The organism is Mycobacterium sp. NGS33, assembly GCF_059812885.1.
In genome coordinates, this window is record NZ_JCALDN010000001.1 from 727,310 (window position 1) to 749,566 (window position 22,257).

Genomic DNA, 22,257 nt, shown 5'->3' on the forward strand with positions numbered 1-22,257 from the left:
ACCGGTGGTTGACGTTTCGGCGACCGGCTCGTCGATGCGAGCGCGGGCGGCGTGACACCGTGTGCTGCAATGACGGGATGACCCTCGACGATCTCGCCGATATCGAAGCGATCAAGCAAGTCAAATACCGGTATCTGCGCGCGCTGGACACCAAACATTGGGACGACTTCACCGACACCCTGGCCGAGGACATCAAGGCCGACTACGGGCCGTCGATCGGCAACGAGTTGCACTTCACCAATCGCGCCGACCTGGTGGAGTACATGCGGAACTCGCTGCCGGCGAACGTCATCACCGAGCACCGGGTGACGCATCCCGACATCACCGTCGACGGCGACACCGCAACGGGCAGTTGGTATCTGCAGGACCGGGTGATGGTGGCCGATTTCAACTTCATGTTGATCGGAGCGGCCTTCTACCGCGACACCTACCGCCGCACCGATGCCGGCTGGAAGATCAGCGGCACCGGCTACGACCGAACCTACGACGCCACAATGTCTTTGGAAGGGCTGAACTTCACGCTCAAGCCCGGTCGGGCCATCGCAGCCGACTGAGGCGTTACTTGGTGATGGCGATGACCGCGCCGGGCCGTAGCCATTTCATGATCGACACCAGCTGAGCGTCGTCGACGGCCACGCAGCCCTCGGTGGGCTTCCCGTCGGTGGTGTGGAAGAAGAACGCGGCGCCGCCACCCGGCGTCTTGTTCTTGTTGACGCCCATCACGACCGCGTGCTTGTACTGCGGGATCTGCAGGTTCTCGCTGTCGCCGGTGTTGAACGGGCACTGCGCCTTCTGGCACACCTGCATCGAGTTGAACGTGGGGCTGTGGTCGTCGCCGCTCCACCAGTAGTTGGGCCCGGACACCTGGGTGTAGGGCAGGCCGGTACCCGGGTTCGGCGCGGTGCCGAACGCGGAGTCCAGGCTGTACACGCCCATCGGGGTGGCCGGAACGCCGCTCTTGGCCTGCGGCGCCATCCCGGCCGAACCGACGTGGGTAGGGATGCCGGAGCGCAGCGACTGCCAGCCGGTGCCGGTGCGCTGGAAGATCTCCATCGTCGCGTTGGAACCGCCGGTGCTGACCACCGAAACCACCTGCGTCGCATTACCTACCGCATTCGCGAACCAGGGGGCGCCGGCCGCGGCGCTGATCGGGGCGAGCACCAGCGAAGCGACAAGTACGCACGCCGCGGCGCATAGCGAAGCGAGCAGTCGGTGCATGCACTCCATCGTCAAACGTGCGCATCTTCGGGGTCAAGTAAAGCTTCGGCCCCAGTTAGGTCACCGCGCCGTGACCAAATCCCCACCGCGACACCGCCGTTAGCACACCGCAGCGTTTTCGATCTGGCGCTGCGGGCCGGCCGTCCGACGGGCCGAGGGCCGGAAAATCAAGAGGCACACCAGGAAATACAGATAGCCCAGCGACCAGCCGGCCAGCACATCGGACGGATAGTGCACGTTCAGCGCCACCCGGGAGACGCCGACCATCAGCACCGACACGGCCACCACCGCGACCGCGACGCGGCGGATCGACCGGTTCATCATCGGAAAGAAAAAGCACAACACGGCGAGCAGGGCGGCCATCGCCTCCAGCGCATGCCCGGACGGAAACGAACTAGACGGCGCGACGACCAGCATGGTCGCCGGACGCGGACGGTTGACCAGGGCCTTGGCCGCCGCGGTGGCGAACTCGTTGAGCGGCCCGCACGCGAACACCAGCACCAGCGCGGCCCGCACATTGCGCATCACCAGGGCCAACACCGTCATCGCGATGCCCAGCACGGACATCGGCACCGGGCCTAACACGTAGGACACGCCTTGCCAAAACCCCAGCCACGACGGGTGTTTGACCGCGATGTCGCGGGCCTCGTTCAGCAACGACCCATCCATCCGGTGCAGCCAGGCCCAGTGCCGGCAGTAGCCGACCCACAGCACCGCGTACACCGCCGCGGCCATTGCCGCGATCCACAGTGCCATCGGCATCCTCGGGCGAGTCATACCCAACCGATACCAGCAGTGCCCCCCATGACATGCGGGCGACCCCGCCGCACCCGGCGACAAGCGCCGCGCTTGCGATCGCCCCATGACATGCGGGCGACCCGCCGCGCCCGGCGACAAGCGCCGCGCTTGCGATCGCCCGTGACATGCGGGCGACCCGCCGCGCCCGGCGACAAGCGCCGCGCTTGCGATCGCCCGTCGTCGCTCGCGCGGTCATACTGTCGATATGGCCGTCTTTGTCCGTAGGTTGTTCGGCATCGGCAAGCTGCCCGACGAGCTGCACGCCCAGCTCGAGTCGGAAGGCCTCATTCATCTCGCCGATTACGTCGCCGTGACCAGGCGATTCAGCGGCACCATCCCCGGTGTGCGGTTGCCGCACAGCGTCGCCAGCTACACGGGTTCGCTGGTCTTCACCTCGGAGCGGGTGCTGGCGACGCTGTCCATGCTGCCCCGGCTGGCCGGCCCGACCGTCAACGTGCGGTGGAATGCGCCGCAGACGGGCGCGGCGCAGGTGGAGATCTCCTCGACCGGCCTGCAGGTCAATGTCGACGTCGCCCGGGTCGACGAGAAGTTCAGCGGCGAGTTGTCGCTGCACTACAAGGTCGCCATTCCCGACGATGTCCTGCGCCGCCTGCCCCTGCGCTCGCTGGCGTTCGACATGCCGCCGGAGTACGTGTTTCGTGCGGTCGGCGTTACCTATAGTCCCTGATCGTGATGCGCGGCCAGGGCGGCTGGCGCAGCACCGCCAGGCTGCCGATCACCGCGGCCACCAGGCCGGTGACCACCCCGATCAGCGCGATCCGGCCCCCGTCCACCGCCGGCGTCCAGGAGGCCCGCCCGTCGCGGATGGCGAACACCCCCAGCGGTTTGGTGACCACGATGACGGTGGTGCCGTCCGGGGTCTGATAGGGCTCGCCGTAACGGCGGCCGGCGGCGGCGTCGGCGGCCAGCTGGTCGAGTACGTCGGAAGGCTTCACTGTCAACTCCCTTCCCGCGTCCACCGGGTCGGTGGGTCGGGGCACGATCCACGCTAACGCGGATTTCCTACGATGGCTGACGTGACCGGTGACGCATTCAGCCCGCAAGAGCGGCGGGCCGTCTATCGCGTCATCGCCGAACGCCGTGACATGCGCCGGTTCGTTCCGGGCGCGGTGGTGGACGAGGCGGTGCTGGCGCGCCTGCTGCAGGCGGCGCACGCGGCGCCCAGCGTCGGCCTGATGCAGCCGTGGCGCTTCATCCGGATCACCGACGCATCGCTGCGGCGGCGCATTCACGCCCTGGTCGAGGAGGAACGCCCGCGCACGGCCGCCGCGCTGGGCGAGCGCGCCGACGAGTTTTTGGCGCTGAAGGTGGAGGGCATCCTCGAATGCGCGGAGCTGTTCGTGGTGGCCCTCGGCGACGACCGCGACTCGCACGTTTTCGGCCGGCGCACGCTACCGCAGATGGACCTGGCGTCGGTCTCGTGCGCGATCCAGAACCTGTGGTTGGCGGCGCGGTCCGAAGGCCTGGGCATGGGCTGGGTGTCGCTGTTCGATCCGCACCGGTTGGGGGCGCTGCTGGACATGCCGCCCGGCGCCGAGCCGGTGGCGATCCTGTGCCTGGGGCCGGTGCCGGAGTTCCCCGACCGCCCGGCGCTGGAGTTGGACGGCTGGACCGTCGGGCGCCCGTTGTCGGAGTTCGTCTGCGAAAACCGCTGGGGTCAATTGCCAATGCCCTGACGGGTCGACACTCAGCAATCCTGCAGAGAAGTTGCGGTAACGTCGCCGGTCGCAAGGCAATGTGAGAGGTGACGCGATTGACGCCGGGCGACAGAGCGGACCGAAAACGGAATACGGGCTTTCGGGACAACGTGCTGATCGTGCACTGGCACGACCTGGGGCGCTACCTGGGCGCCTACGGCCACGCCGACGTGTCGAGCCCGCGGCTGGACCGCCTTGCCGCCGAGGGCATCCTGTTCACCCGGGCGCACGCCACCGCGCCGCTGTGCTCACCGTCGCGCGGATCGCTGTTCACCGGCCGCTACCCGCAGAGCAACGGCCTCATCGGATTGGCCCACCACGGCTGGGAATACCGCGACGGCATCCGGACCCTTCCCCAGATTCTGTCCGAATCGGGCTGGTACTCGGCGCTTTTCGGCATGCAGCACGAGACCTCCTATCCCAAGAGGTTGGGTTTCGACGAGTTCGACGTTTCGAACTCCTACTGTGACTACGTGTCCGACAGGGCCGACGAGTGGCTGCGGCAAAGCGCCGAAGGCCTTGTGGGTCAACCATTTCTGTTGACGGCGGGCTTTTTCGAGACGCACCGGCCGTATCCGCGGGACCGTTACACGCCGGCGGACAGCGCCGAGGTGGATCCGCCCGATTACCTGCCCGACACCCCCGAGGTGCGCGGCGATCTCGCCGACTTCTACGGGGCCATCAGCACGGCCGACGCCGCGGTCGGACGGTTGCTGGACGCGCTGGCCGACACCGGCCTGGACGCCACCACCTGGGTGGTGTTCTTCACCGATCACGGCCCGGCGTTCCCCCGCGCGAAATCGACGCTGTACGACGCCGGCACCGGCATCGGCATGATCGTTCGCCCGCCCACCAACCGGAACCTGGCGCCTCGCGTCTACGACGAGCTGTTCAGCGCGGTCGACTTGGTCCCGACGTTGTTGGGGCTGTTGGGAATCGACGCTCCGGTCGACGTCGACGGTGTCTCACACGCCGCCGCCCTGCTGGAGCCGGATCCGCATACCGCGCCGGTGCGCGACCACCTGTACACCATGAAGACCTACCACGACTCGTTCGATCCGATTCGCGCGATCCGCACCAAGGAGTACAGCTACATCGAGAACTACGCGCCCCGGCCGCTGCTGGATCTGCCGCTGGACATCAAGGAGAGCCCGTCCGGGCTGGCCGTCGCGCCCTTCGTCACCGCGCCGCGGCCCGAGCGTGAACTCTACGATCTGCGCACCGACCCCACCGAGACCACCAACCTGCTGGCCGGCGACGGCACCGACGCGGACGAGGTCGCTGCCAATCTTGCTGTGCTGCTGCATGATTGGCGGCAACGCACCGGCGACGTCATCCCCTCCGAGTTCGCCGGCACCCGCATCTCGGCGCGCTACACCGAAACGTATCTGCAGATCCACCGCGCGAAGCCGACCCCCCGCTCGGGGATCGCCGCCGACCGGGGCATCGAAGAAGGCAAGCCCACCCAGCGCTGATCGCGGTCTCGCCGCCGCAGCGCCGGACGCACCCCGCTAGCCGGCCGAGCGGTTGGGGGCGCCCACCTCGGCGACGACGAACACCCTCCGGAACGGGAAGATCGTCGTCCCGTCGGACCGGGGCGGGTAGGCGTCGCTCAGCAGCGGGATCAGCTCCTCACGGAACTGCTCCCACGTCTGGTCGTCGAGCCGTTCGCGCACCGGCACCAGCGCCGTGCCGGTGATCCATTCCAGCACCGGATCCTCGCCCGTCAGCTGGTGCAGATAGGTGGTCTCCCAGACATCGACCTTGCATCCCGCGTCCAGCAGCAGGTTGGCGTAGTGCGCCGGCGGCTGGACCACCGCGCCCACCCGAAAGGGTATGTCGCGCAGCAGTTTCGCGTACGGCTCCCGGCGGGCAAGCGCCCGCACCGCCGCGTAGGACGGGGACTCGAAGTTGCCCGGCATCTGGACACCGATCCACGATCCGGACGCCAGCTGCCCCGCCCAGCGCAGCAGCAGATCGGCGTGCTCGGGCACCCAATGCAGGGCCGCGTTGCTCACCACCACGTCGGTGTCGGGTTTGGGGTTCCAGTCGCGCAGGTCACCGGTGACGGCGTCGATGCCGCGCTCCTTGGCGGCGGCCACCATCTCCGGCGAGCTGTCCATCGCCTCGATCACCGCGTCGGGCCAGCGCCGGGCCAGGTACGTCGTCAGGTGACCGGGTCCGCAACCCAGGTCGACGACGCGCCGCGCCCGCTCGGCCCCCACCCGCGACAGCAGATCGTAGAAGGGCCGGCCGCGATGGTCGGCGAAGGCCAGGTAGACGTCCGGATCCCACATGTCGATCCTCCTGATCCCTCGCGCCGCCGCTCACCGGCCGATAGCAAACCGTATAACTCCCATGGTGCGCCGACGCGGCCCGAATGGTTCCGGGATAACACCGCTACGACCCGAACCGGTCGAAACCCCCAGGCAACGCGTGCCCGGCGGGCTACCATCGGCGTTCGTGGCGCCCGACTCAGATCCGATCGACCCGCCCGTCCCCGTTCCCGACGTTCCCGGCGCCGATCTCCCGGCCGGCGCCGGCGGATTACCCCCCCACTCGGCGTTGTCGCCCCGCCAGCGAATGGTAGTCGAGGCGTCGGCCTTGGGCGATCTGGCCCTGCGCACCTGGGTGGCCTCGCTGCTCACCACCACGGTGACGCCGTTCGTGGTGGCCGCCACCCTGCGGCAATCCGATTCCGCCGCCGAGCGCGGGAACCTCGATATCTACGCCGAGCTGGCTGCGGCGGGCGATCCGGCGCGGTCCTTTCCCGCCCCCACCGAGGTGCCCCGGGTGTCGTCGCGGCGGGCCAGCCCGCTCGCGGAATGGATCGCGCGCGGCACCGTCGACAACATCGCGTTCCCCAGCAGTTTCACCGCGGTCAACCCCGCCATGCGCGCGCAGTGGGGCGCCTGGCGGTCCAACAACATGGTGCGCGCCCAGCATTGGCGCCACGACGACGGGCCACGTCCGACGCTGTGCGTCATCCACGGATTCATGGGCTCGTCGTATCTGGCCAACGGGCGGTTCTTTTCGCTGCCCTGGTACTACCGGTCCGGCTACGACGTGCTGATGTACACGTTGCCCTTTCACGGCAAGCGGGCCGAAAAGTTCTCACCCTTCAGCGGTTTCGGCTATTTCGCCGGCGGCCTGAGCGGCTTCGCCGAGGCGATGGCCCAGGCCGTGCACGACTTCCGTTCCATCATCGACTATTTGCGCCACACCGGGGTGGACCGCATTGCGCTCACCGGCATCTCGCTGGGCGGTTACACGTCGGCGCTGGTGGCCTCGGTCGACGATCGGCTCGAGGCCGTCATCCCCAACTGCCCGGTGGTCACGCCGTCGACACTGTTCGACGAATGGTTCCCCGCCAACAAGCTGGTCCGCCTGGGGCTACGCCTGTCCGGCATCAGCCACGACGACGTGGCGGCCGGCTTGGCCTACCACTGCCCGCTCAATTATCGGCCGCTGGTGCCCCGGGACCGTCGCATGATCATCACGGGCCTCGGCGACCGGATGGCGCCGCCCGATCACGCCGTCAAACTATGGCACCACTGGGAACAGTGTGCGCTGCACTGGTTTCCGGGCAGTCACGTGTTGCACGTCAGCCAGCTGGACTACCTGCGCCGGATGACCGCGTTTTTGCAACAGGTCATGTTCTGACCACCTCGACGGTGTCGGCGTTGTCACCCGTGTCATCCAGCGAGGCGCCCGGGGCTCCACCGGCCAGGGTGGGCCAGTACACCTGCGAAAGCAGGTCCGCCGGCGCCGCGATGTGTCCGTCGAGCCGCCGGGTGGACAGCAGGTCCAGGGCGGTCAACGCGGGCAGGTGATTTCCGCGCTGCGGGATCAGCCCATCCACCGGCGCCTTGCCGTCCGGGCCGGCCTCGGTCTGGAACGCGCAGGCCACCGCCACGGTGGGCTGGGTTTTGTCGCCGGCGACCTCGAGCGCGGTGCACGTTTCGCGGGCGGAATACGACCGGATCGCCGCCAGGGTCTCGGGCAGCGCGTCGTCCACCTGAATTCGGTATGCGGCAAGGTAATCCGATGCGCCGCGCTGCACGCCACGCCACCGCTCGCGCGGGTTGTTGGTCAGCAGCCGGGGAACGTCGTCGGCCGCGACGGGGGTGGCCTCCCAACCGAGCTCCCGAAGATGGTCGGCCAGCCGGCGCGCGGCGACCTGAGCGGTCTCGTGCAACGGGATTCGCGGTGAACGGGCCTGCAGCGCGGCCAGATTGTCCGGCGCCGAGACGGTGAGTCCGATCCACGTCTCGCGTCGCGACGCGTCGGCGGCGTTGTCGCGGCTGGTGATCCGGATCTTGTCGGCCCGGATGCCGTAGCGGTCCAGGTAGCTCGCGATCAGCGGCAGCGGCAGCACCTCGTTGTCGTCCCCGGGCGCGCCGAGGCGGATCAGGGCGGTCGCCGCCGTGTCGGACGTGCTCGACGGGACGGCGTTGCCGCGGGCGATCATCGCCAGGCGGCGGCCCACGATGGTGGTGAAATGCAGGCCGCCCCACCAGCCGAACAACACGATCACGACGGCGGCGGCGACGCCCAGCAGCCAGTAGTCGCGGGGCGTGCGCCACGGGTAGGCCATGACCGCGGGCACGATAGCCAGTAACGCCAACGTGATTCGACCGCTGCCGGGAGTCGGTATCCGATGCTTGCTCACGGGGTGGGGTCCTTTCGTCGGCGTGCGGCGATTGCGGTGACGGCGCCGGCCACTGCGACCAGCACGGCCAGCGCGGCGGTGCCGGCCACCGCGACGGTCCGCGGTGTGGTGTCCTTGGGCGCCGGTGCCGGCGGCACGGCGACGGGCTTCACCGCCGCCGCGCCCGGCTGGTCACCGGCGGGCAGTTGCCAGGTCAGGGCCGCCACGGGATCCACGCTGCCGGTGCCGACCACGTTGGACGGGTCGCGGGCGCCGTTGTGCGCGGTTGCGGTGATGCGGCGCTGCACCGCGGTGGCGTTGAGGTCGGGGTATTTGCTGCGGACCAGCGCCGCGACGCCGGCCACGTAGCCGGCGGCGTAACCGGTGCCGCTGAGAGCGGCGAGCTGCTGGTGTTCGTCGGGCAGGCCGTTCGCGAGCCCGCCGCCGTCGGCGTTGCCGACCGACACGACGCGTTCGCCGGGTGCGGCGACGCCCACCCACGGACCCGCCACGGTGAATTTCGACGGCTGGCCGTCCGGGGTCAGCGACGCCACGGACAACACGTAGGGCTGCCACCACGACGGGATGGACACGGACGTGACGCCGGCCCAATTGCGGGGATCGTTCGGGCGGCTCAGGTCGGTGAGCGGATTGGACTCGCACGAGGTCCCGCCGCCCGCGGCTCCGGTGGGCCCGCTGTTGCCCGCGCCGGCGACGATCACCGCGTCCTTGTCCACCGCCGCGTAGCGGACGGCGGCGCCGAGTGCGGCCTGGTCGACGGGCCGGTCGACGGGCATGCAGGTGGCCGAGCCGATGTCGATCACCCGGGCACCGAGGTCGGCCGCGTGCACGATCGCCCGGGCCAGCGTGGACACCTCGGCGGACACCCGCGCCATCATCGGATCGCCACCCGGCGTCCGCGGCGAGAACTTGGCCGACGTCGTCCGCAGCGACACCACCCGCGCCGCGGGCGCGACGCCGGAGAATCCGTCATCGCCCGAGGGCTGGCCGGCGATGATCCCGGCGACCAGCGTCCCGTGGCCGTCACAGTCGGTCAGGCCGTCGGTCGTCTCGACGAAATCACCGCCCGCTTCGACGTTGGGTAGGCGTGGACCCGGCCGCACGCCGGTGTCGAGCACCGCCACCAGCTGCCCCTCGCCCCGCGAAAACTTCCGTGCCGCAGGGAGATTCAGCATCGATTGGCTCGGCGTGATGGCACCCGGCTCGCTGCCTGGAACCACCCCGGCTGTGCTGCAGGGGCCGCGCTGCTCCATCGGCTGCCCGGGCCCGGGCGCCCCGCTGGGCGGCGGGACACCGGGATCGACCGTCGGCGGGCTGATCGCCGATGCCGGCGGACTGGTCCACGTCGCGGCGGCGGGCAGCAACGCCAACGCCGCCGCGAAGCAGGCTGATGCCGGCCGAATCATCGATTGAGCACCCAGCTGAACAGACCGACCACGAACGCCATGACGGGGATCAGCGACGCGTCGAGCCCGGTCGCGACGAATCCCACCAGCCGGCGCACCGGCAGCGAATAGCTTTCCGGCGCAGCGATGCCCGGGTTCAGGGCCACCACGATCCACACCGCCACCAGCGCCAGCAGCACCAGCACCGCGCCCAGCGCCGCCGCGTAGCGCCCGGTCGAGGTGTAGAGCACCAGCAGCACGCCGGCGGTCAGGAAGGGCTGGGCGAGCAGCCACGCCTTGCACGCGGCCGAATCCCACACCCTGGCCCGCAGCACGGACGTCGCCGCGGCGGCCGCCACCACATACCAGCCCGCACCGCTGAGCGCTTCGGGTCGCAGCCCGATCGCCACCGAGCCCAGGACCGTGAGCAGCACTGCGGCGGCGATGAATCCGCTCTGATGCGCGTCGCTGATCCGCACGCGGCGGGGCAGGTCTTCGAGGACCTGCAGCGACGGCGCCGACGGGGTGGGGTCGCCGGGGGCCGGGATGACCGGCAGTGGGAACCGCGCCCACAGCGCGGACAGTTGGGCCGCCTCGATGGTGACCAGCAGCGCCGCCACGATCAGCCCGCAGCCAATGGTGATCGGCGTGAGGTGCCAGAGCATTTCGGCACCGGCGGCCAGCAGCACCCCGGTGCCCACCACCGCGGTCGTGGTGAAGAACCCGGCGATGCGCTCGCGCTCGGCGCTGGGCGCCATCAGGGCGATCAGGGACCAGGCGGTGACGCCGGCCGCGGCCAGCGTCAGCTGGGCGGCACCGAACCTGCCCGGCACCGCCAGCGCGAGCGCGGCGGCGATGGGAACCAGTGCGGCGATCGACAGCGCCATCCCGGTGCGCGCCGAGCGCGCGGTGACCAGCAGGCCGACGATTGCCGTCAGGGCCGCAACCGCGCTGACCGCGACCAGTCCCAACAGCGCACCGGTGGCCACCCGGTAGGTCACCGACAGCCCGGTCGCCAGGAAGGCCACGGCGATCGCCGCGGCCAGGGCGCCACGCTGGATGTGCGTTGTGCCCCACGGCTTGAGCCGGGAGGTCGAGAAGATCATGGCCGCGTCGGCGATGTCCTCGACGATGCCGGGTGCGGCGGGGCCGACCGGCACCGCTTGCAGCGCCAGCAGGTCGCCGTCGACGACGCCGACCGTGTCCAGGCTGGCGTCCAGGCTAAACGGCGCACCGCCGATGGGCGCCAGGCTCAGTTGGGTCGCCCCGCCGATCTCGGCGGCCCCGCGCGTGGCGGTGCCGTCTTCGGAGTCGCCGTTGATCGCAGCGGGAACCACCAAACGCTGGACGGCGGGCAGGATTTCGCGCAGCGGCAGCTCCGCAGGCAAGGCCATCTCCGTCAACCTGCTGTCCGCCAGTATTGCGACGCGGACGATCGGCATGACGGTTCCGGACGTCACCGGACCCTCGAAACGTGTTGCGGCCGTTGCTGGAACATCGTGCTCTCTTCTCTTTTTCTATGAGTGTTGGACGGACAGTGTTGAATTGGAAAAGTCTCGGGTCAACCGGTGTTCGGAGAACCATTCGGCGTCGGGCAGTAAAGCGGTCAGTTGTTCCACCGCGACAGCGATCGCGAAGGGCGTTCCGGGCGCGAAGGTCGAAACCCACTCGCCGTCGAATGCCCGGGACGGGCTGACCAGCACCCGCCCCTCGCGCGCGTCGACAACGCTCATCCCCACCTCGCTGGTGGAGTGCCGGCCATCGCGGTGGCAGCCGGCGACGATCTCCACATAGCTGCGCGGCCCGTTGAACACCGATTCCACCACCGGCCGCGCCGATTGTGGAATACCCAGGTAGTCAAGGACTTCGGCGAGGGGGGCACCCGAACGCAGCCGCTCGTCGGCCCTCGCCCCGACCCGCATCGGCATGGTGAACTCCTCGAACCGCGCCGGCGGTTGTTGGTCCAGACCGACAGTGAGCACCGGAACCAGCGCGCGTGGATCGTCGATGTTCATTGCGGTGAAGGTGATCAGCTGTGCGCTGCGCAACGCGACCACTGTGATCGACGGCTTGCCGGCCACCCCGGTGCGCTGCGCGACGATGCCGCGCAGCAACTCGGCGCCGGGCTCACCGGTGTCCTTGGCGGGGCCGACGTAACGCAAGTCGAGCCACCGCTGCGGAAAACACACCACCTTGATCCACTCGGCGACCGCGGGATGGACGAGTCCGCCTTCGGACACCAGGCCCAGCTCGGTCAGCTCGGCCCTCTGACGGTCGAGGAACGCGTTGCGCTCCGCGGCATCACGATAGGGCGAGGTGATTGCCAGCACCCAGGGAAAGCTCCCCGCCCCAACCGTTTCCGCGATGAACCAAGCGTGGTCGACCGTCAGCTCGACGGCGTTGGGCGCTTGCTGCATCAGGTTCGTTCAGTCACGAACTAGCCGCCCCATTTGGCGGCTTCGGCCTGGTCGCGGGCGAGCATGGACATGGTGTTCGCCTCGTGGGTGCTGGCCATCGACTGGTAGGCGCGCACCAGGCTTTCCATCGCCTGGTTCCACTGGGCCTGCCACACCTGGTAGGTCATACCGGTGTCACCCTGCCAGGCGTTGGACAACGTGGCCTGCTCGCTGGCGATATCGGAACCGAGCCCCTGCATGGTGCCGGCGTATCCCGACATGTCGGCGGCGTGGCTCAACATCGCCGGGTAGTTGTACATGATCTGCGACATGACAAGTCCTTTCGAGGTTGCTAGCGGTGAGCTCAGAACGCGGTGTAGCCGGACGCGGCGGCGGCGTCGGCGGCCACGTAGGTGCCGGCGGCGTCACCGAGGTTGGCCTGGGCGATGTCGAGCAGGGTGTTGACCCGCGCGGCGACCTCGACGAACCGCGCGTGCGCGGCCTGGAATGCGGCCGAGGACTCGCCCTGGTGGAACGCCTGCGCCGACATGGCTTCCTGCTCGGCCTGGCTGATCGTGCTGCGCATCAACGCCGCCTTGGCGCTGAAGGCCGACTGTGCGGCTACCAACTGCGGAATGTGAGCGTCCAACATACTCATGTTGATTCCTTTCTGTTGCGTCCGTTGGGGGTTCGGTGATTCATCTGCGTCCGGCTGACTGCCTTACCCCCCTTTCCCCGGCTCGGTTGGGCCCGTTCCGTTTCCGGCCTCGTGCTCCCACGTGCCGGGCACCATCGGCATGCGTGGGCCGCCGCCGAAGTCGTCGTCGGCCAGCTTGGTCAATCCGGCCGCCTGAAAAGCCTTCTGCCGCTGCGTCGTTCCCGCGAAACCGAGCGCTCCGGCGCCCTGCGCGGATGCGGTGGCCGCGGCCAGCTCCTCCTCGTCGCCGAAATCCGGCGGCACCCCGAAATCGGATTCCATGTCCGCGAACTCGTCGGCGTGGTCGTGCAGCGCGGCCCGCCGACGGCGCCGCGCCCGCGACTCGGCGCGACTCGCCGCCGCGGCGCCGGCCGCCGGGATGGTCGCCGCCGGAGCCTTGGCGCCGCCGCGGCCCCCCAGCGTGGGTCCGACCCCGGCCTCCGGGTCACCGCCGAAGGCGACCAGGTAGGCGAAGTTGCTGGCCGCGGCCGCCGGAGCCGGAGCGGCCGGCGCCCCGGAACCCGCGGCGACCGTGCCGGCCGGGGCCCCGGCCGGGCTCGGCACCGTCGGGGCCAGCGCCACCGCCGGCAACATGGACGGCTTGTTCGACGTCAGCACGGGAGCCACCACGGCGGGGGCGGCCTCCGGAGCGGCGGCCTCGACGGGCGTCGTGAGCAGGGAACTGAGCCCGATGCCCAGCAGCAGCGGGATCAGGAACGGAGCCGTCAGGATCGCACCCCAGGTCGGCCAGCCGACGGCATTGAAGAACACCTGGTAGGCGACGAAGAACAGCAGCGGCCCATTGGCGGCGAGGAACGCCGGCAGATTCGAAAAGAAGTTCTGCAGCATCTGCTGGATGTTCTGGAAGAAGTCCTGGAAGAACTTGGACAACTGCTGGATGAAGTTCTGCCACCAGTCCCCGGAGCTGTCCTGCGAGGCGTTGGCCACGAGGCTGTTGGTCTGGCCGCCGGGATTGACGATGGACGGCGCCGCCGTGGTGCGCGGAGCGGCTGCCAGGGCCGAGCCCGACACCGCCTGGTAGATGCCCATGGTGGTGGCCGCCTGGACCCACATCCGCGCATAGTCGGCTTCGTTGACCGCGATCGGAATGGTGTTGATGCCAAAGAAATTCGTCCCCACCAACACGGCGTGCACGGTGTGATTGGTGGCCAGCTCCGCCAGCGTCGGCATGGCCGCCAGCGCGGCGGTGTACGCCGTCGCCGCGACCTCTTGCTGCGCGGCGGCACCCGCGCTGTCGGCGCTGGCCTGCTGCAGCCACGCCAGGTACGGCAGGTGGGCCGCCACGTACTGCTCGGCGCTGGGCCCCTCCCAGGCGCCGGCCTGGGCCTCCGCCAACAGCCCACTGAGTTCGGCTGCCGCCGAGGCGTATTGGGCGCTGAGCGCGGTCCACGCGCCGGCGGCCGCCAACAGCGGCCCCGGGCCTGGACCGGCGCTGAGCAACGCCGAATGCACCTCGGGTGGCGAAGCCATCCAGATGGGGGCGACGGGGGCGGTCATGGTCAGGCGCCCGCGATTCCGAACGTCGCGGCGGCCGCGGTGTCTCCCGCGAGATAGCTTGCGCCCGCTTCGCCGACGCCGACGCCGGCGCGGCCCAACTCCTCGACGCCCTGGGCCGCCACGGCGGCATGCTCCTGGCCCTGAGCGCTGAATCCGACGGCGGTTTGCAGCGATACCGGATCGACCGCCGGCGGCACCACCGCGGTGATCGCCGGGGCCGCCGCCGCATGCGCGGCCGCCAGCCGGGCCGTCAGGGCCTCCACCGCCGCACTGGTGGCGGCCAGACCTTCGGGAACCACTCGCAACGTCATCTCTACTCCTCCCGTTGCCCTTCACTTGCCATTACGGACTCCCCGATCAAGGGGTTGACCAGCTGCACATACGTCGGACCGTCGCTGTCGCCCAACAGGATCGCGCGCCCCGCGGGCAACCGGCCGAATCGCTGGCCGCGGATCTTGCCGCTGTCCTGCGGGTTGCCCGCCAGCATCAACGTGGTCGCCTGCAGGTCGTTGAAACGACGCAGCAGCGGATTCGTCATCAACGCGTGTCCCGAACCCGTGGCGCGTGCGGTCACGACCACTCGCACCCCCAAATCGGCCGCCTGCGAGAGCAACCCGATCAGCGGGGTCCACGGACGCTGCCCGACGTAGGGGCCGCTCATCGCCGGCGAATCCGGTATCTGGTCCACGTCGTCGATGATCAGGTAGTGAGTCTGGCCCGCAAACGTCCAGCGGGACAGCTCGGCGGGCGACAACCCGGCCGGTGGCCGCCGCGATTCGATGAGGTTGGCCAGGCCCAGCATCGCCGGGATGATGCGGTCGACGTTGGCCGTGTACTCGTTGTCGGCGAACAACGGTTCGTCGACCAGGTGCAGGCGCCGATCCAGCACCGTGAAGGCCACCTGATCGGGAGTCGAGTGCTCGCGGACCGTGCGAATGAGGTGGCGCAGCAGCGTGGTCTTGCCGGACTTGCTGTCGCCGAACACCATCAACAACGGGTTCTCGGCGAAGTCGATCACCACCGGCGCGAGATCCTCCTCGCGCTGACCGATGACGACCTGCTCCGGCCCGCGATACAGCGACCCGACCGATTCCGGCGCGAGGTTGGTCGGCAGCAACCGCACCGGCGGCGCGGCGACGCCCGGGTAGCGGTCGTTGATGGCGCCCACCTGATCCAGCTCCGGGGCGGCGAACAGGAAATGCTCTGCGGCCATGGTCAATCCGCGACCGGGCTGATCGTGCGGCACCGCTTCGGCCGGCCGGCGCAGCGCGCCCACCACCCGCACGTTGCTGTCCCGCGGGTCGTGCAGCTTCAGTTCGAGTCGCAGCCCGAGCCCGTCGCGCATCGCCAGCGGCACCTCCAGCCAGCTCGGGGTGGTGATGACGACGTGAATGCCGTACGCCAGACCGATGTTGACCAACTCGCTGACCTTGGCCAACAACGGGTTTCGGGTGTTGAACTGGTCGGTGTTGTCGCGGCCGAACGCGTAGAGGTTGTCGATGACCAGGAACACCTCGCCGAAGCCGTCGTCCGGGGCCGCCCCGCGTCCCTCCCGGAACGCCTCGCGCCGCTGCCGGGACAGCAGCAGTTGTTCGAGTTCTCCGAAGGTGCGCCGGATGCGTTCGGGCTCGAGCGCCGAGGCCACGCTCCCGACGTGCGCCAGGCCTTCGAGCGCGCGCAGCTTGCCGCCGCCGTAGTCCAGGCAGTAGAAGGTGACCTCGCGCGGCGAGTGCAGGTTGGCGGCGGACAAGATGAACGTCTGCAGCGCAGTCGATTTGCCCGACTTGGGGCCGCCGTGGATGACCACGTTCCCGGCCGACGAGGCGGCGTCGAAGACCAGCGGGTCGCGGCGCATCTCGAACGGCTTGTCGATCTCGCCGAGCGGCCACTGCCATTGCCGGGGCGGCACGCCGGCGCGCGCCAGCATGGCGGTGAGCGGGATCGGCTCGTCGAGCGGCGGGAGCCACAGTTGCGGCGCCCGCGGTCCGTAGCCGGCCAGCTGCTCGCCGATGGTGGCGATCAGCTTGCGCGGGGGCCCGGTGAATTCGTCTTCCTCGGGGGCGGTGATCACGGTGTCCTGATCCGGTTCGACCCGCCCGGCCGTGAACAGCTTCGGCTCCGGGATAGACGGCACCACAAAGGATTTGGCCTTCTGGGGCGGATCGTAGATGCCGTCGACGTAGGTGCTGCGGAATTTGATCGGCGTCGCACCCGGGGCGGGCACCAAAAAGCCGACGCCCTTGTGCTCCTTGCCGGATTCGATGTGGTAGGCGTCCTCCACACCGATGATCTGGCGGGAAACGCTGGGGCTGGCCACCTTCAAACCGATGCGGTAGGAGGTGTTCTTGTCGATGTCCTTGATCTTGCCGACGTCCAGGGTCTGCGAGGCGAACAGGATGTGGATGCGGAACGAGCGGCCCTTACGCGCAACGTAATCGAACAGCTCGGCGTACTCGGGATGGTCGGCCAGCATCAGGGTGAACTCGTCGGCCACCACGAACAGCGTCGGGATCGGTGGCAGGTCGTGCCCGGCCGCGACGGCGGCCTCGTACTCCACCACCGAGTTGAACGCGCTGCCCTGGACCTGGCGGCCCGCTTCACGCAGCAGCGTCTCGCGTCGGGCTACCTCGCCACGCAGTGTGTCGGCGAACCGGTCGGCCAGCGACTTCTTCTCCGCCATGTTGGAGATGACGGCGACCACTTGCGGGAAGTTGCGGAAGCTGTCCGCCCCGGCCTCACCCTTGAAGTCGGCGTAGATGACGATCAGCCGATCCGCGGAATGAGTCGTCAACAGCGACAACAGGATCGACATCAGGGTCTGTGACTTACCCGAGCCCGTCATACCGATCATCAGCCCGTGCGGACCCATGCCGCCCTCGGCTTCGTCCTTGAGGTCGAACATCAGCGGCTCACCGGTGGCGGTGACCCCGATCGGAACGCGCAGCTCGTCCTCGCGGCGCCGCGGCGCCCACAGCGTGGGGACGTCGAGTTGGGAGGCGTCCGAGATGCCCAGCATCGTGGTGAACGTGGCGCCGCGGGTGGCCGCCGAGCGCAGCCCGGTGTGGGTCGGATTGGAGTCCCAGCGCGACAACTGGCGCGCCAGGTGCGCGGCCTCGTCGGCGCCGAGCTGGTCGGCGTTGTCGATGTAGGGCTGCCAGCCCCCGGTCTGCCAGCGCTCGATGGCGCCGTTCGCCACGCGCAGGATCGGCTTTTCCGGATCCGAATACTGCTCCCGGTTCGGCGCCGCGGCGCTGCGGTGCACGACGGTGACGCCCGCCCGGCCCAGCGCCAGCGTCGAGGCGTTCAGGTCATAGTCGGGGTCGTCGACGACGATCAGCAGGTGCCGCAGCGCGTCGGCGGGTTCACCGGTGAACGCCGGACGGTCGACGAGCGCCGAACCCAGGCTCGCGACCAACTCGTCGGCGTTGGTCGCCATGTTGCGGGCCGGCCCGACCCCGTCGAGCTCACCGGAAACGTCGATGTGCGGCAACCACTTCAGCCACGACCAGTCCGGGCTCTCCAGGTCCGGTGTCACCAGCGCGACCCCGAGCACGGTCGGGTCATGCCAGGTCACCGCCTGGGCGATCCAGGCGCGCAGCGCCGCCCGCGCCTCGTCCTGTGTCCCCAGCACCGTGATCCGGGAGACCTTGGTCAGGTCGATCCCGGTCGGCACGTCGCGCACGGTGCGATGGGTGTCCAGCAAGCTGCGTAATGCGCTGTGCGACACCGGCTCCAGATCGATTTCGTCCGCGGTGTCGTTGACCCGCAGCGCGGTGGCCAGCGGCACGTGGTGGCGGCCGGCCCGCAGCACCAGGAAGTCGGGATCGTGCGGGTCGCGCTCCCACTGCCGGCGGGATCCCGGCACGGTCGCCAGCGCGGAGGGCTCCGGATGCGACCACTGCGCGGCGGCGCGCTGCGCGGTGGCCTGGGTGCGGATGTTGTCCCGGACCACCGACAGGTAGCGCAGGTAGTCGGCGCGTTCGGCGTCGACCTCCTCGGTGCGCGTCTTGTTGTCGTTGCCGCGGTACATGGCGGTCGCGGCGAGCAACAGCACGAACGGGAAGAACAGCGTCTGCGGTGAGATCAACCGCATCCCAGTGGCGAACAGGGCGACGATCATCCCGACGATCAAAATCACCAGTACATAGGGCATCGCCCGGCGCAGGAACGACGGCGGAATGACCCGGGGCAGTTCGGGCGGGGCCTCGATGGCGATGGTGCCCTTGCGGGTCACCGGCGGCGCCAACCGGCGGCGCGCTTCGAAGATCAGTCGGCTCATCGGGGGGCTCCCTCGGCAGATGCCACACGGCCGGGCTTCTGGTCGGGCGTCAACCCGTCATGAGCCAGCAGCGCGTCGGCGCGCGATAACGTCGGACCATTGGCGAACAGCGACAGCACCGACCACGGAATGGGGACCGGCGACCCGGAAAGGCCAAGGGCCTCAACGGTTTTGCCGTGCCCAGCGGCCGAGTGTTCGGCCTCGTTGTCGATGCCGTAGCGCACGCCGGTGTCGGAGACCCAGAACAACGATCCGGTGCCCGGCGAGTCCGGGCCGCCGCCGACGGTCTGGGTGAAGTAACCGGTGCCGGGCGCCAGGGCGACGCGGGTCGCCACCGCACCACTCGTCGCGGCACCGCCGCCGACCAGGTCGACGGTGTGGATCGATTCGGCGATCGGCAGCGCCGAGCCGGACAGGAGGTTCAGCGAGCTGGTCGCGGCCCCGGCCGGTTTGCTCCAGTAGGCGCACGTGACGGGGGACTTGCCCGCGTCCACCACGGTCAGCTGTTGGTCCGGATAGCGCGCGGTGTCCAGCATCCGCGACACGGGCAGCTTGGCCACCGCATCGGCACCCAGCCGCGGCGGCTGGTCCAGCCCATAGGAATTGGTGTTGCGCAGGATGGCGGCGAGCACCGGCGAGATCTGCTGGAGGCCGTCGGGCAATACCGCGTAGTAGCGCGGCGCACCCGAGGAGCTCTGATCCAGGGCGTAGGAGACCACCACCGCGCCGATCGGTGCGGGCACGCTGAACGGTGCCGGGGCACCGGCGTTCGGGATGCCGGGCGCCGTCAGCGACGGTCCCTCGGGAATGGCGTTGAACAGGCCCAGCGCGATGGGCCGGGGCGCCGGGATCTCGGAGTTGTTCTGCCCCAGGCCGAGTGCGTTCGTGATCGCATGGTCGGTCAGGGTGATCTGCGATCGCCTGCCATCCCACAGCAACCAGGTGCTGCCATCCCGCTCGACCAGGATCGCCTGGCGCGACGCGAGAGTGGCCGCGCGGGCACCGCTGCTGTCCGGGCGGCCCGCGATCACCGTGACGCCGGTGCTGTGGGCGGCGTGGCCGCCCTGGGCCGGCTCGCTGACGGCGTCGCACACCGTCCAGTTCGCGTCGCGCGACGGGTTTTGCACCATGCGTTCCGGCGCGCCCGGGATGCCGATCAGGTTGCCACGCGGAAAGCGGTCCAGCTCAGTGCTTTTCACCATGGTGGGGTCGACGGGGTGGCCGGTGATCAGCCGGGCGGAAGTCAGGTTGAGCACGGGATGCAGGTCGTCGCCAACGCGGACATACAGCGCGGCGGTCGACCGGTCGGCCAGCACGGCGTTGGTGCCCACCGTGCCGCTGGGCCGGATCAGCGAGAACACGAAGCAGCCGGCCAGTCCGGTGACCAGCAGGACCGCGCCCATCGCCACCGCACGCGACTGGGTGCGCAGCGGGTCGACGAGCATCCTGGTGTCGTGCAAGGCGATACCGGAGGCGATCCGGCGCATCACGAACCGCCAGCCGCTGACCTGGTGGCGGGTGACGAAACCGCGGCGGTACTCGACCTGGTCGGGGTTGTCGTTGACCGGGGTGCGCGAGGCGAACGAACGGCGTTCGTCGGACTCGTGATTGGACGTCATGCCGGCACCGACAGGCCTAGGCCGCGCAACAGCGGCTCTACCGACCGTGCGACGTCGTCGTCGGTGATCGTCATCAGCTCCTCGTCACTGAATTCGCCGGTTCCGGCGTGTTCCGAATGGTCGAGCCGGAACTCTCGTTCTTCTTCGGAGCGTTCGACGATGTTTCGGACGAATCGACCGTTACCGGCGATGTCCAAGTTGCGTCGCGAGATTCCGTTGGCGTCCGGGGTCGACTCGGTGGCCAACTTGGTGAACAACGCCTCCATGTGTTCGAGCGCGGCCGGCTCGAAGATGCTGTCGCGCTGCTCGGCCATCGTGTTCGCGATCTCGACCAGCTCCGACGGTGCGTACGACGGGAAGTCGATGTTGCGGGTGAACCGAGAACGCAAGCCCTCGTTGGTGTCCAGGAACTTGTCCAGGTCGGCCCGGTAGCCGGCGATGATGACCACCAGGCGGTCGCGGTCGTTCTCCATCCGCGCCAGCAGGGTGTCGATGGCCACGAGCCCGAAGTCGTTCTTGGCGCCCGTGGCGACCAACGCGTAGGCCTCGTCGAGGAACAGCACGCCGTCCAGTGCGCTGTCGATGATCGCGTTGGTCTTGGCCTCGGTCTCACCGATGTGCTGGCCGATGAGGTCGGCGCGATGGACCTCGCGGATGTTTTCCCGCTTCAAAAGCCCCAGGCCGCAATAGATTTTGGCGACCACGCGGGCGATGGTGGTCTTACCCGTTCCGGGCGGGCCCGCGAAGACCAGGTGGTGGGCGCGCTGGGCGACCGCGAGGCCACGCTGCTTGCGGACCAGCTCCATGGCGACCGAGCTCTTCAGCCGCGACACCTGGTTCTTGACCTCATCGAGTCCGATGAATTCGGCCAGCTGACGTTCCGCCTCGTGCAGCAGCACCGCTTTGCGTTCGTGCGCTGCGGGGTCGACGAAATCCTCTGCGCTGGGCTCGGTTTCGGGATCCCAGGGATCGATGCGGGCCTCGATGCGGGCCGCCGTGGTGGTCACGATGCCGAAACTCGTGTCGGTCAGCGCCTGTTCGACTTGCTCGTTCTCGGGATGCGCGGCGTACAGATCCTGCAGCACCTCGCTCGCCGCGTCCTCGTCCACGTGCGCGCGCAGCACCAGCGCCTTGGCCAGCGCGCCGTCGACGGCGGCCACCGCCACGGGACCGTCGGGCTCCTCCAGATACGACAGCGACGGGGCGAACATGCCCAGCCGGGCCAGCGCGGTGCCCAACGCGATCTTGGCGGCGTGCGAGAACGCCTCGTCGAGATCGGCGTCGTTGACGATCGGGGTCAGCAGCTTGACGACGTCCGACCAACGCTCGGCGCGGTAGTTGATGACGACGGAGACCCAGCGGGCCTCGCGCCAGTTCGGGCGGGCCGCGGTCAGCGCGGCGACGATCTCGTCGGCGTCAGCAAATCGCCCGGCCGTTGCCAGCGCGGCCGCGTAGGCGAGCTGGAACTCGTCGGGGGTCGCGGCGCGAAACTGCAGATACAGACCCGTGTCGTAGCGGAAGCCCAGCGAACCGGGGGCCAGGTCGACCTGGCGCTGCAGCGTGCCCGCGGTCGCCACGGTCCGCGATACGGCCTCGAGCACTCGCAGCGATACGTCGCCGGCGGCGGCCAGGCCGGTCCACGCGTCGCACTGGTCGTGGGCGATGCGGGTCAGCGCGGTGAACCCGGAGCGGGCGGCCGCCAGATCGGCCGGCCGTTGGCGTTGGTAGACGACGATGCCCAGCGCGCGGCAGCACGTGGCGAACCGGCTGACGACGTCCTCGTCAACCCGCACGTCGACTCGCGAATTAACAGGCTGAGCTGTGAGCATGCCGGTGTCACCGAGTTCCACGGCCGCGTCTTCTCATGAATGTAGTCTCCCCTAACTTAACCCGCCTGAAGTTAGCATTGCATAAGCTAACTGTCGAGGCGTTTGGGCCTGTCCGGCTCACCACTGCT

Annotated in this window: 20 protein-coding genes; 5 read left to right on the top strand and 15 right to left on the bottom strand. The window is 69.3% G+C overall.

From position 1 onward, the window contains the following. Positions 1–77 precede the first annotated feature (77 nt). Positions 78–554, top strand: coding sequence for a nuclear transport factor 2 family protein (locus AC5Y5B_RS03285; protein WP_500003461.1), 477 nt, complete (start codon positions 78–80; stop codon positions 552–554). 4 nt (positions 555–558) lie between these two features. On the opposite strand, the gene AC5Y5B_RS03290 is transcribed toward AC5Y5B_RS03285, so the two are convergent. Together AC5Y5B_RS03290 and AC5Y5B_RS03295 are read right to left on the bottom strand one after the other, a co-directional pair. Beyond that, positions 559–1,218 (bottom strand): L,D-transpeptidase family protein, encoded by a 660-nt coding sequence (locus AC5Y5B_RS03290; protein WP_112635134.1) that lies wholly within the window; start codon positions 1,216–1,218, stop codon positions 559–561. Positions 1,219–1,317: 99 nt separating this feature from the next. Beyond that, entirely contained in the window at positions 1,318–1,995 is a 678-nt protein-coding gene (locus tag AC5Y5B_RS03295) for a phosphatase PAP2 family protein (protein WP_112635122.1), read from the bottom strand. A gap of 226 nt (positions 1,996–2,221) precedes the next feature. On the opposite strand from AC5Y5B_RS03295, the gene AC5Y5B_RS03300 reads away from it, so the two are divergent. Further along, positions 2,222–2,704, top strand: coding sequence for a hypothetical protein (locus AC5Y5B_RS03300; RefSeq protein WP_112635118.1), 483 nt, complete (start codon positions 2,222–2,224; stop codon positions 2,702–2,704). Here the strand turns inward: AC5Y5B_RS03300 and AC5Y5B_RS03305 are convergent. Then, positions 2,688–2,972, bottom strand: coding sequence for a hypothetical protein (locus AC5Y5B_RS03305; RefSeq protein ID WP_112635117.1), 285 nt, complete (start codon positions 2,970–2,972; stop codon positions 2,688–2,690). The genes AC5Y5B_RS03300 and AC5Y5B_RS03305 overlap by 17 nt on opposite strands. Before the next feature lie 72 nt (positions 2,973–3,044). Here AC5Y5B_RS03305 and bluB point away from each other — a divergent pair, with 72 nt between their 5' ends. Together bluB and AC5Y5B_RS03315 are read left to right on the top strand one after the other, a co-directional pair. After that, positions 3,045–3,713, top strand: a complete 669-nt coding sequence (gene bluB / locus AC5Y5B_RS03310) for a 5,6-dimethylbenzimidazole synthase (RefSeq protein ID WP_112635116.1) — start codon at positions 3,045–3,047, stop codon at positions 3,711–3,713. A gap of 68 nt (positions 3,714–3,781) precedes the next feature. Continuing rightward, the gene (locus tag AC5Y5B_RS03315; RefSeq protein WP_500003464.1) at positions 3,782–5,209 is read left to right on the top strand and encodes a sulfatase family protein; all 1,428 of its coding nucleotides are present in this window, start codon (positions 3,782–3,784) and stop codon (positions 5,207–5,209) included. A 36-nt stretch (positions 5,210–5,245) separates the two neighbouring features. On the opposite strand, the gene AC5Y5B_RS03320 is transcribed toward AC5Y5B_RS03315, so the two are convergent. Next, complete coding sequence (locus tag AC5Y5B_RS03320; RefSeq protein ID WP_500003468.1) at positions 5,246–6,031, bottom strand: trans-aconitate 2-methyltransferase; 786 nt, start codon at positions 6,029–6,031, stop codon at positions 5,246–5,248. A 166-nt stretch (positions 6,032–6,197) separates the two neighbouring features. On the opposite strand from AC5Y5B_RS03320, the gene AC5Y5B_RS03325 reads away from it, so the two are divergent. Beyond that, positions 6,198–7,397: an alpha/beta hydrolase family protein gene (locus AC5Y5B_RS03325; protein ID WP_500003473.1), complete on the top strand. Its 1,200-nt coding sequence runs from the start codon at positions 6,198–6,200 to the stop codon at positions 7,395–7,397. On the opposite strand, the gene eccE is transcribed toward AC5Y5B_RS03325, so the two are convergent. The 11 genes from eccE to eccA3 form a co-directional block, all read right to left on the bottom strand. Further along, on the bottom strand, positions 7,387–8,406 hold the full coding sequence (gene eccE / locus AC5Y5B_RS03330; RefSeq protein WP_112635113.1) for a type VII secretion protein EccE: 1,020 nt from the start codon (positions 8,404–8,406) through the stop codon (positions 7,387–7,389). The genes AC5Y5B_RS03325 and eccE overlap by 11 nt on opposite strands. Next, positions 8,403–9,812: a type VII secretion-associated serine protease mycosin gene (gene mycP, locus AC5Y5B_RS03335; RefSeq protein ID WP_500003478.1), complete on the bottom strand. Its 1,410-nt coding sequence runs from the start codon at positions 9,810–9,812 to the stop codon at positions 8,403–8,405. The genes eccE and mycP overlap by 4 nt, the downstream gene beginning before the upstream one ends. Further along, a complete protein-coding gene (gene eccD / locus AC5Y5B_RS03340) occupies positions 9,809–11,233 on the bottom strand; it encodes a type VII secretion integral membrane protein EccD (RefSeq protein ID WP_112635130.1) in 1,425 nt (474 codons plus the stop codon). The genes mycP and eccD overlap by 4 nt, the downstream gene beginning before the upstream one ends. 75 nt (positions 11,234–11,308) lie before the next feature. Next, a complete protein-coding gene (locus tag AC5Y5B_RS03345; protein ID WP_112635111.1) occupies positions 11,309–12,208 on the bottom strand; it encodes an ESX secretion-associated protein EspG in 900 nt (299 codons plus the stop codon). A 20-nt stretch (positions 12,209–12,228) separates the two neighbouring features. Beyond that, entirely contained in the window at positions 12,229–12,519 is a 291-nt protein-coding gene (locus AC5Y5B_RS03350) for a WXG100 family type VII secretion target (RefSeq protein WP_007768835.1), read from the bottom strand. 32 nt (positions 12,520–12,551) lie between these two features. Continuing rightward, the gene (esxG, locus tag AC5Y5B_RS03355) at positions 12,552–12,845 is read right to left on the bottom strand and encodes a type VII secretion system protein EsxG (RefSeq protein ID WP_007768837.1); all 294 of its coding nucleotides are present in this window, start codon (positions 12,843–12,845) and stop codon (positions 12,552–12,554) included. A 63-nt stretch (positions 12,846–12,908) separates the two neighbouring features. Continuing rightward, the gene (locus AC5Y5B_RS03360; protein WP_500003489.1) at positions 12,909–14,402 is read right to left on the bottom strand and encodes a PPE family protein; all 1,494 of its coding nucleotides are present in this window, start codon (positions 14,400–14,402) and stop codon (positions 12,909–12,911) included. A gap of 2 nt (positions 14,403–14,404) precedes the next feature. Beyond that, positions 14,405–14,713 (bottom strand): PE family protein, encoded by a 309-nt coding sequence (locus AC5Y5B_RS03365; protein ID WP_500003492.1) that lies wholly within the window; start codon positions 14,711–14,713, stop codon positions 14,405–14,407. A gap of 2 nt (positions 14,714–14,715) precedes the next feature. Further along, complete coding sequence (eccCa, locus tag AC5Y5B_RS03370; RefSeq protein ID WP_500003494.1) at positions 14,716–18,681, bottom strand: type VII secretion protein EccCa; 3,966 nt, start codon at positions 18,679–18,681, stop codon at positions 14,716–14,718. After that, positions 18,678–20,300 (bottom strand): type VII secretion protein EccB, encoded by a 1,623-nt coding sequence (eccB, locus tag AC5Y5B_RS03375; RefSeq protein WP_500003496.1) that lies wholly within the window; start codon positions 20,298–20,300, stop codon positions 18,678–18,680. The genes eccCa and eccB overlap by 4 nt, the downstream gene beginning before the upstream one ends. Further along, entirely contained in the window at positions 20,297–22,150 is a 1,854-nt protein-coding gene (eccA3, locus tag AC5Y5B_RS03380; RefSeq protein WP_500003498.1) for a type VII secretion system ESX-3 AAA family ATPase EccA3, read from the bottom strand. Before eccA3 ends, eccB begins: the two co-directional genes overlap by 4 nt. Between the last annotated feature and the right edge of the window lie 107 nt (positions 22,151–22,257).

Bases quoted from the DNA above. Each gene is read 5' to 3' on its own strand.
- AC5Y5B_RS03300 (WP_112635118.1), top strand. From the start codon at position 2,222: ATGGCCGTCTTTGTCCGTAGGTTGTTCGGCATCGGCAAGCTGCCCGAC.
- mycP (WP_500003478.1), bottom strand. From the start codon at position 9,812: ATGATTCGGCCGGCATCAGCCTGCTTCGCGGCGGCGTTGGCGTTGCTG.
- eccB (WP_500003496.1), bottom strand. From the start codon at position 20,300: ATGACGTCCAATCACGAGTCCGACGAACGCCGTTCGTTCGCCTCGCGC.
- AC5Y5B_RS03365 (WP_500003492.1), bottom strand. From the start codon at position 14,713: ATGACGTTGCGAGTGGTTCCCGAAGGTCTGGCCGCCACCAGTGCGGCG.
- AC5Y5B_RS03295 (WP_112635122.1), bottom strand. From the start codon at position 1,995: ATGACTCGCCCGAGGATGCCGATGGCACTGTGGATCGCGGCAATGGCC.
- AC5Y5B_RS03285 (WP_500003461.1), top strand. From the start codon at position 78: ATGACCCTCGACGATCTCGCCGATATCGAAGCGATCAAGCAAGTCAAA.
- AC5Y5B_RS03320 (WP_500003468.1), bottom strand. From the start codon at position 6,031: ATGTGGGATCCGGACGTCTACCTGGCCTTCGCCGACCATCGCGGCCGG.
- eccD (WP_112635130.1), bottom strand. From the start codon at position 11,233: ATGCCGATCGTCCGCGTCGCAATACTGGCGGACAGCAGGTTGACGGAG.
- AC5Y5B_RS03345 (WP_112635111.1), bottom strand. From the start codon at position 12,208: ATGCAGCAAGCGCCCAACGCCGTCGAGCTGACGGTCGACCACGCTTGG.
- bluB (WP_112635116.1), top strand. From the start codon at position 3,045: ATGGCTGACGTGACCGGTGACGCATTCAGCCCGCAAGAGCGGCGGGCC.
- AC5Y5B_RS03350 (WP_007768835.1), bottom strand. From the start codon at position 12,519: ATGTCGCAGATCATGTACAACTACCCGGCGATGTTGAGCCACGCCGCC.
- AC5Y5B_RS03290 (WP_112635134.1), bottom strand. From the start codon at position 1,218: ATGCACCGACTGCTCGCTTCGCTATGCGCCGCGGCGTGCGTACTTGTC.
- eccCa (WP_500003494.1), bottom strand. From the start codon at position 18,681: ATGAGCCGACTGATCTTCGAAGCGCGCCGCCGGTTGGCGCCGCCGGTG.
- esxG (WP_007768837.1), bottom strand. From the start codon at position 12,845: ATGAGTATGTTGGACGCTCACATTCCGCAGTTGGTAGCCGCACAGTCG.
- AC5Y5B_RS03360 (WP_500003489.1), bottom strand. From the start codon at position 14,402: ATGACCGCCCCCGTCGCCCCCATCTGGATGGCTTCGCCACCCGAGGTG.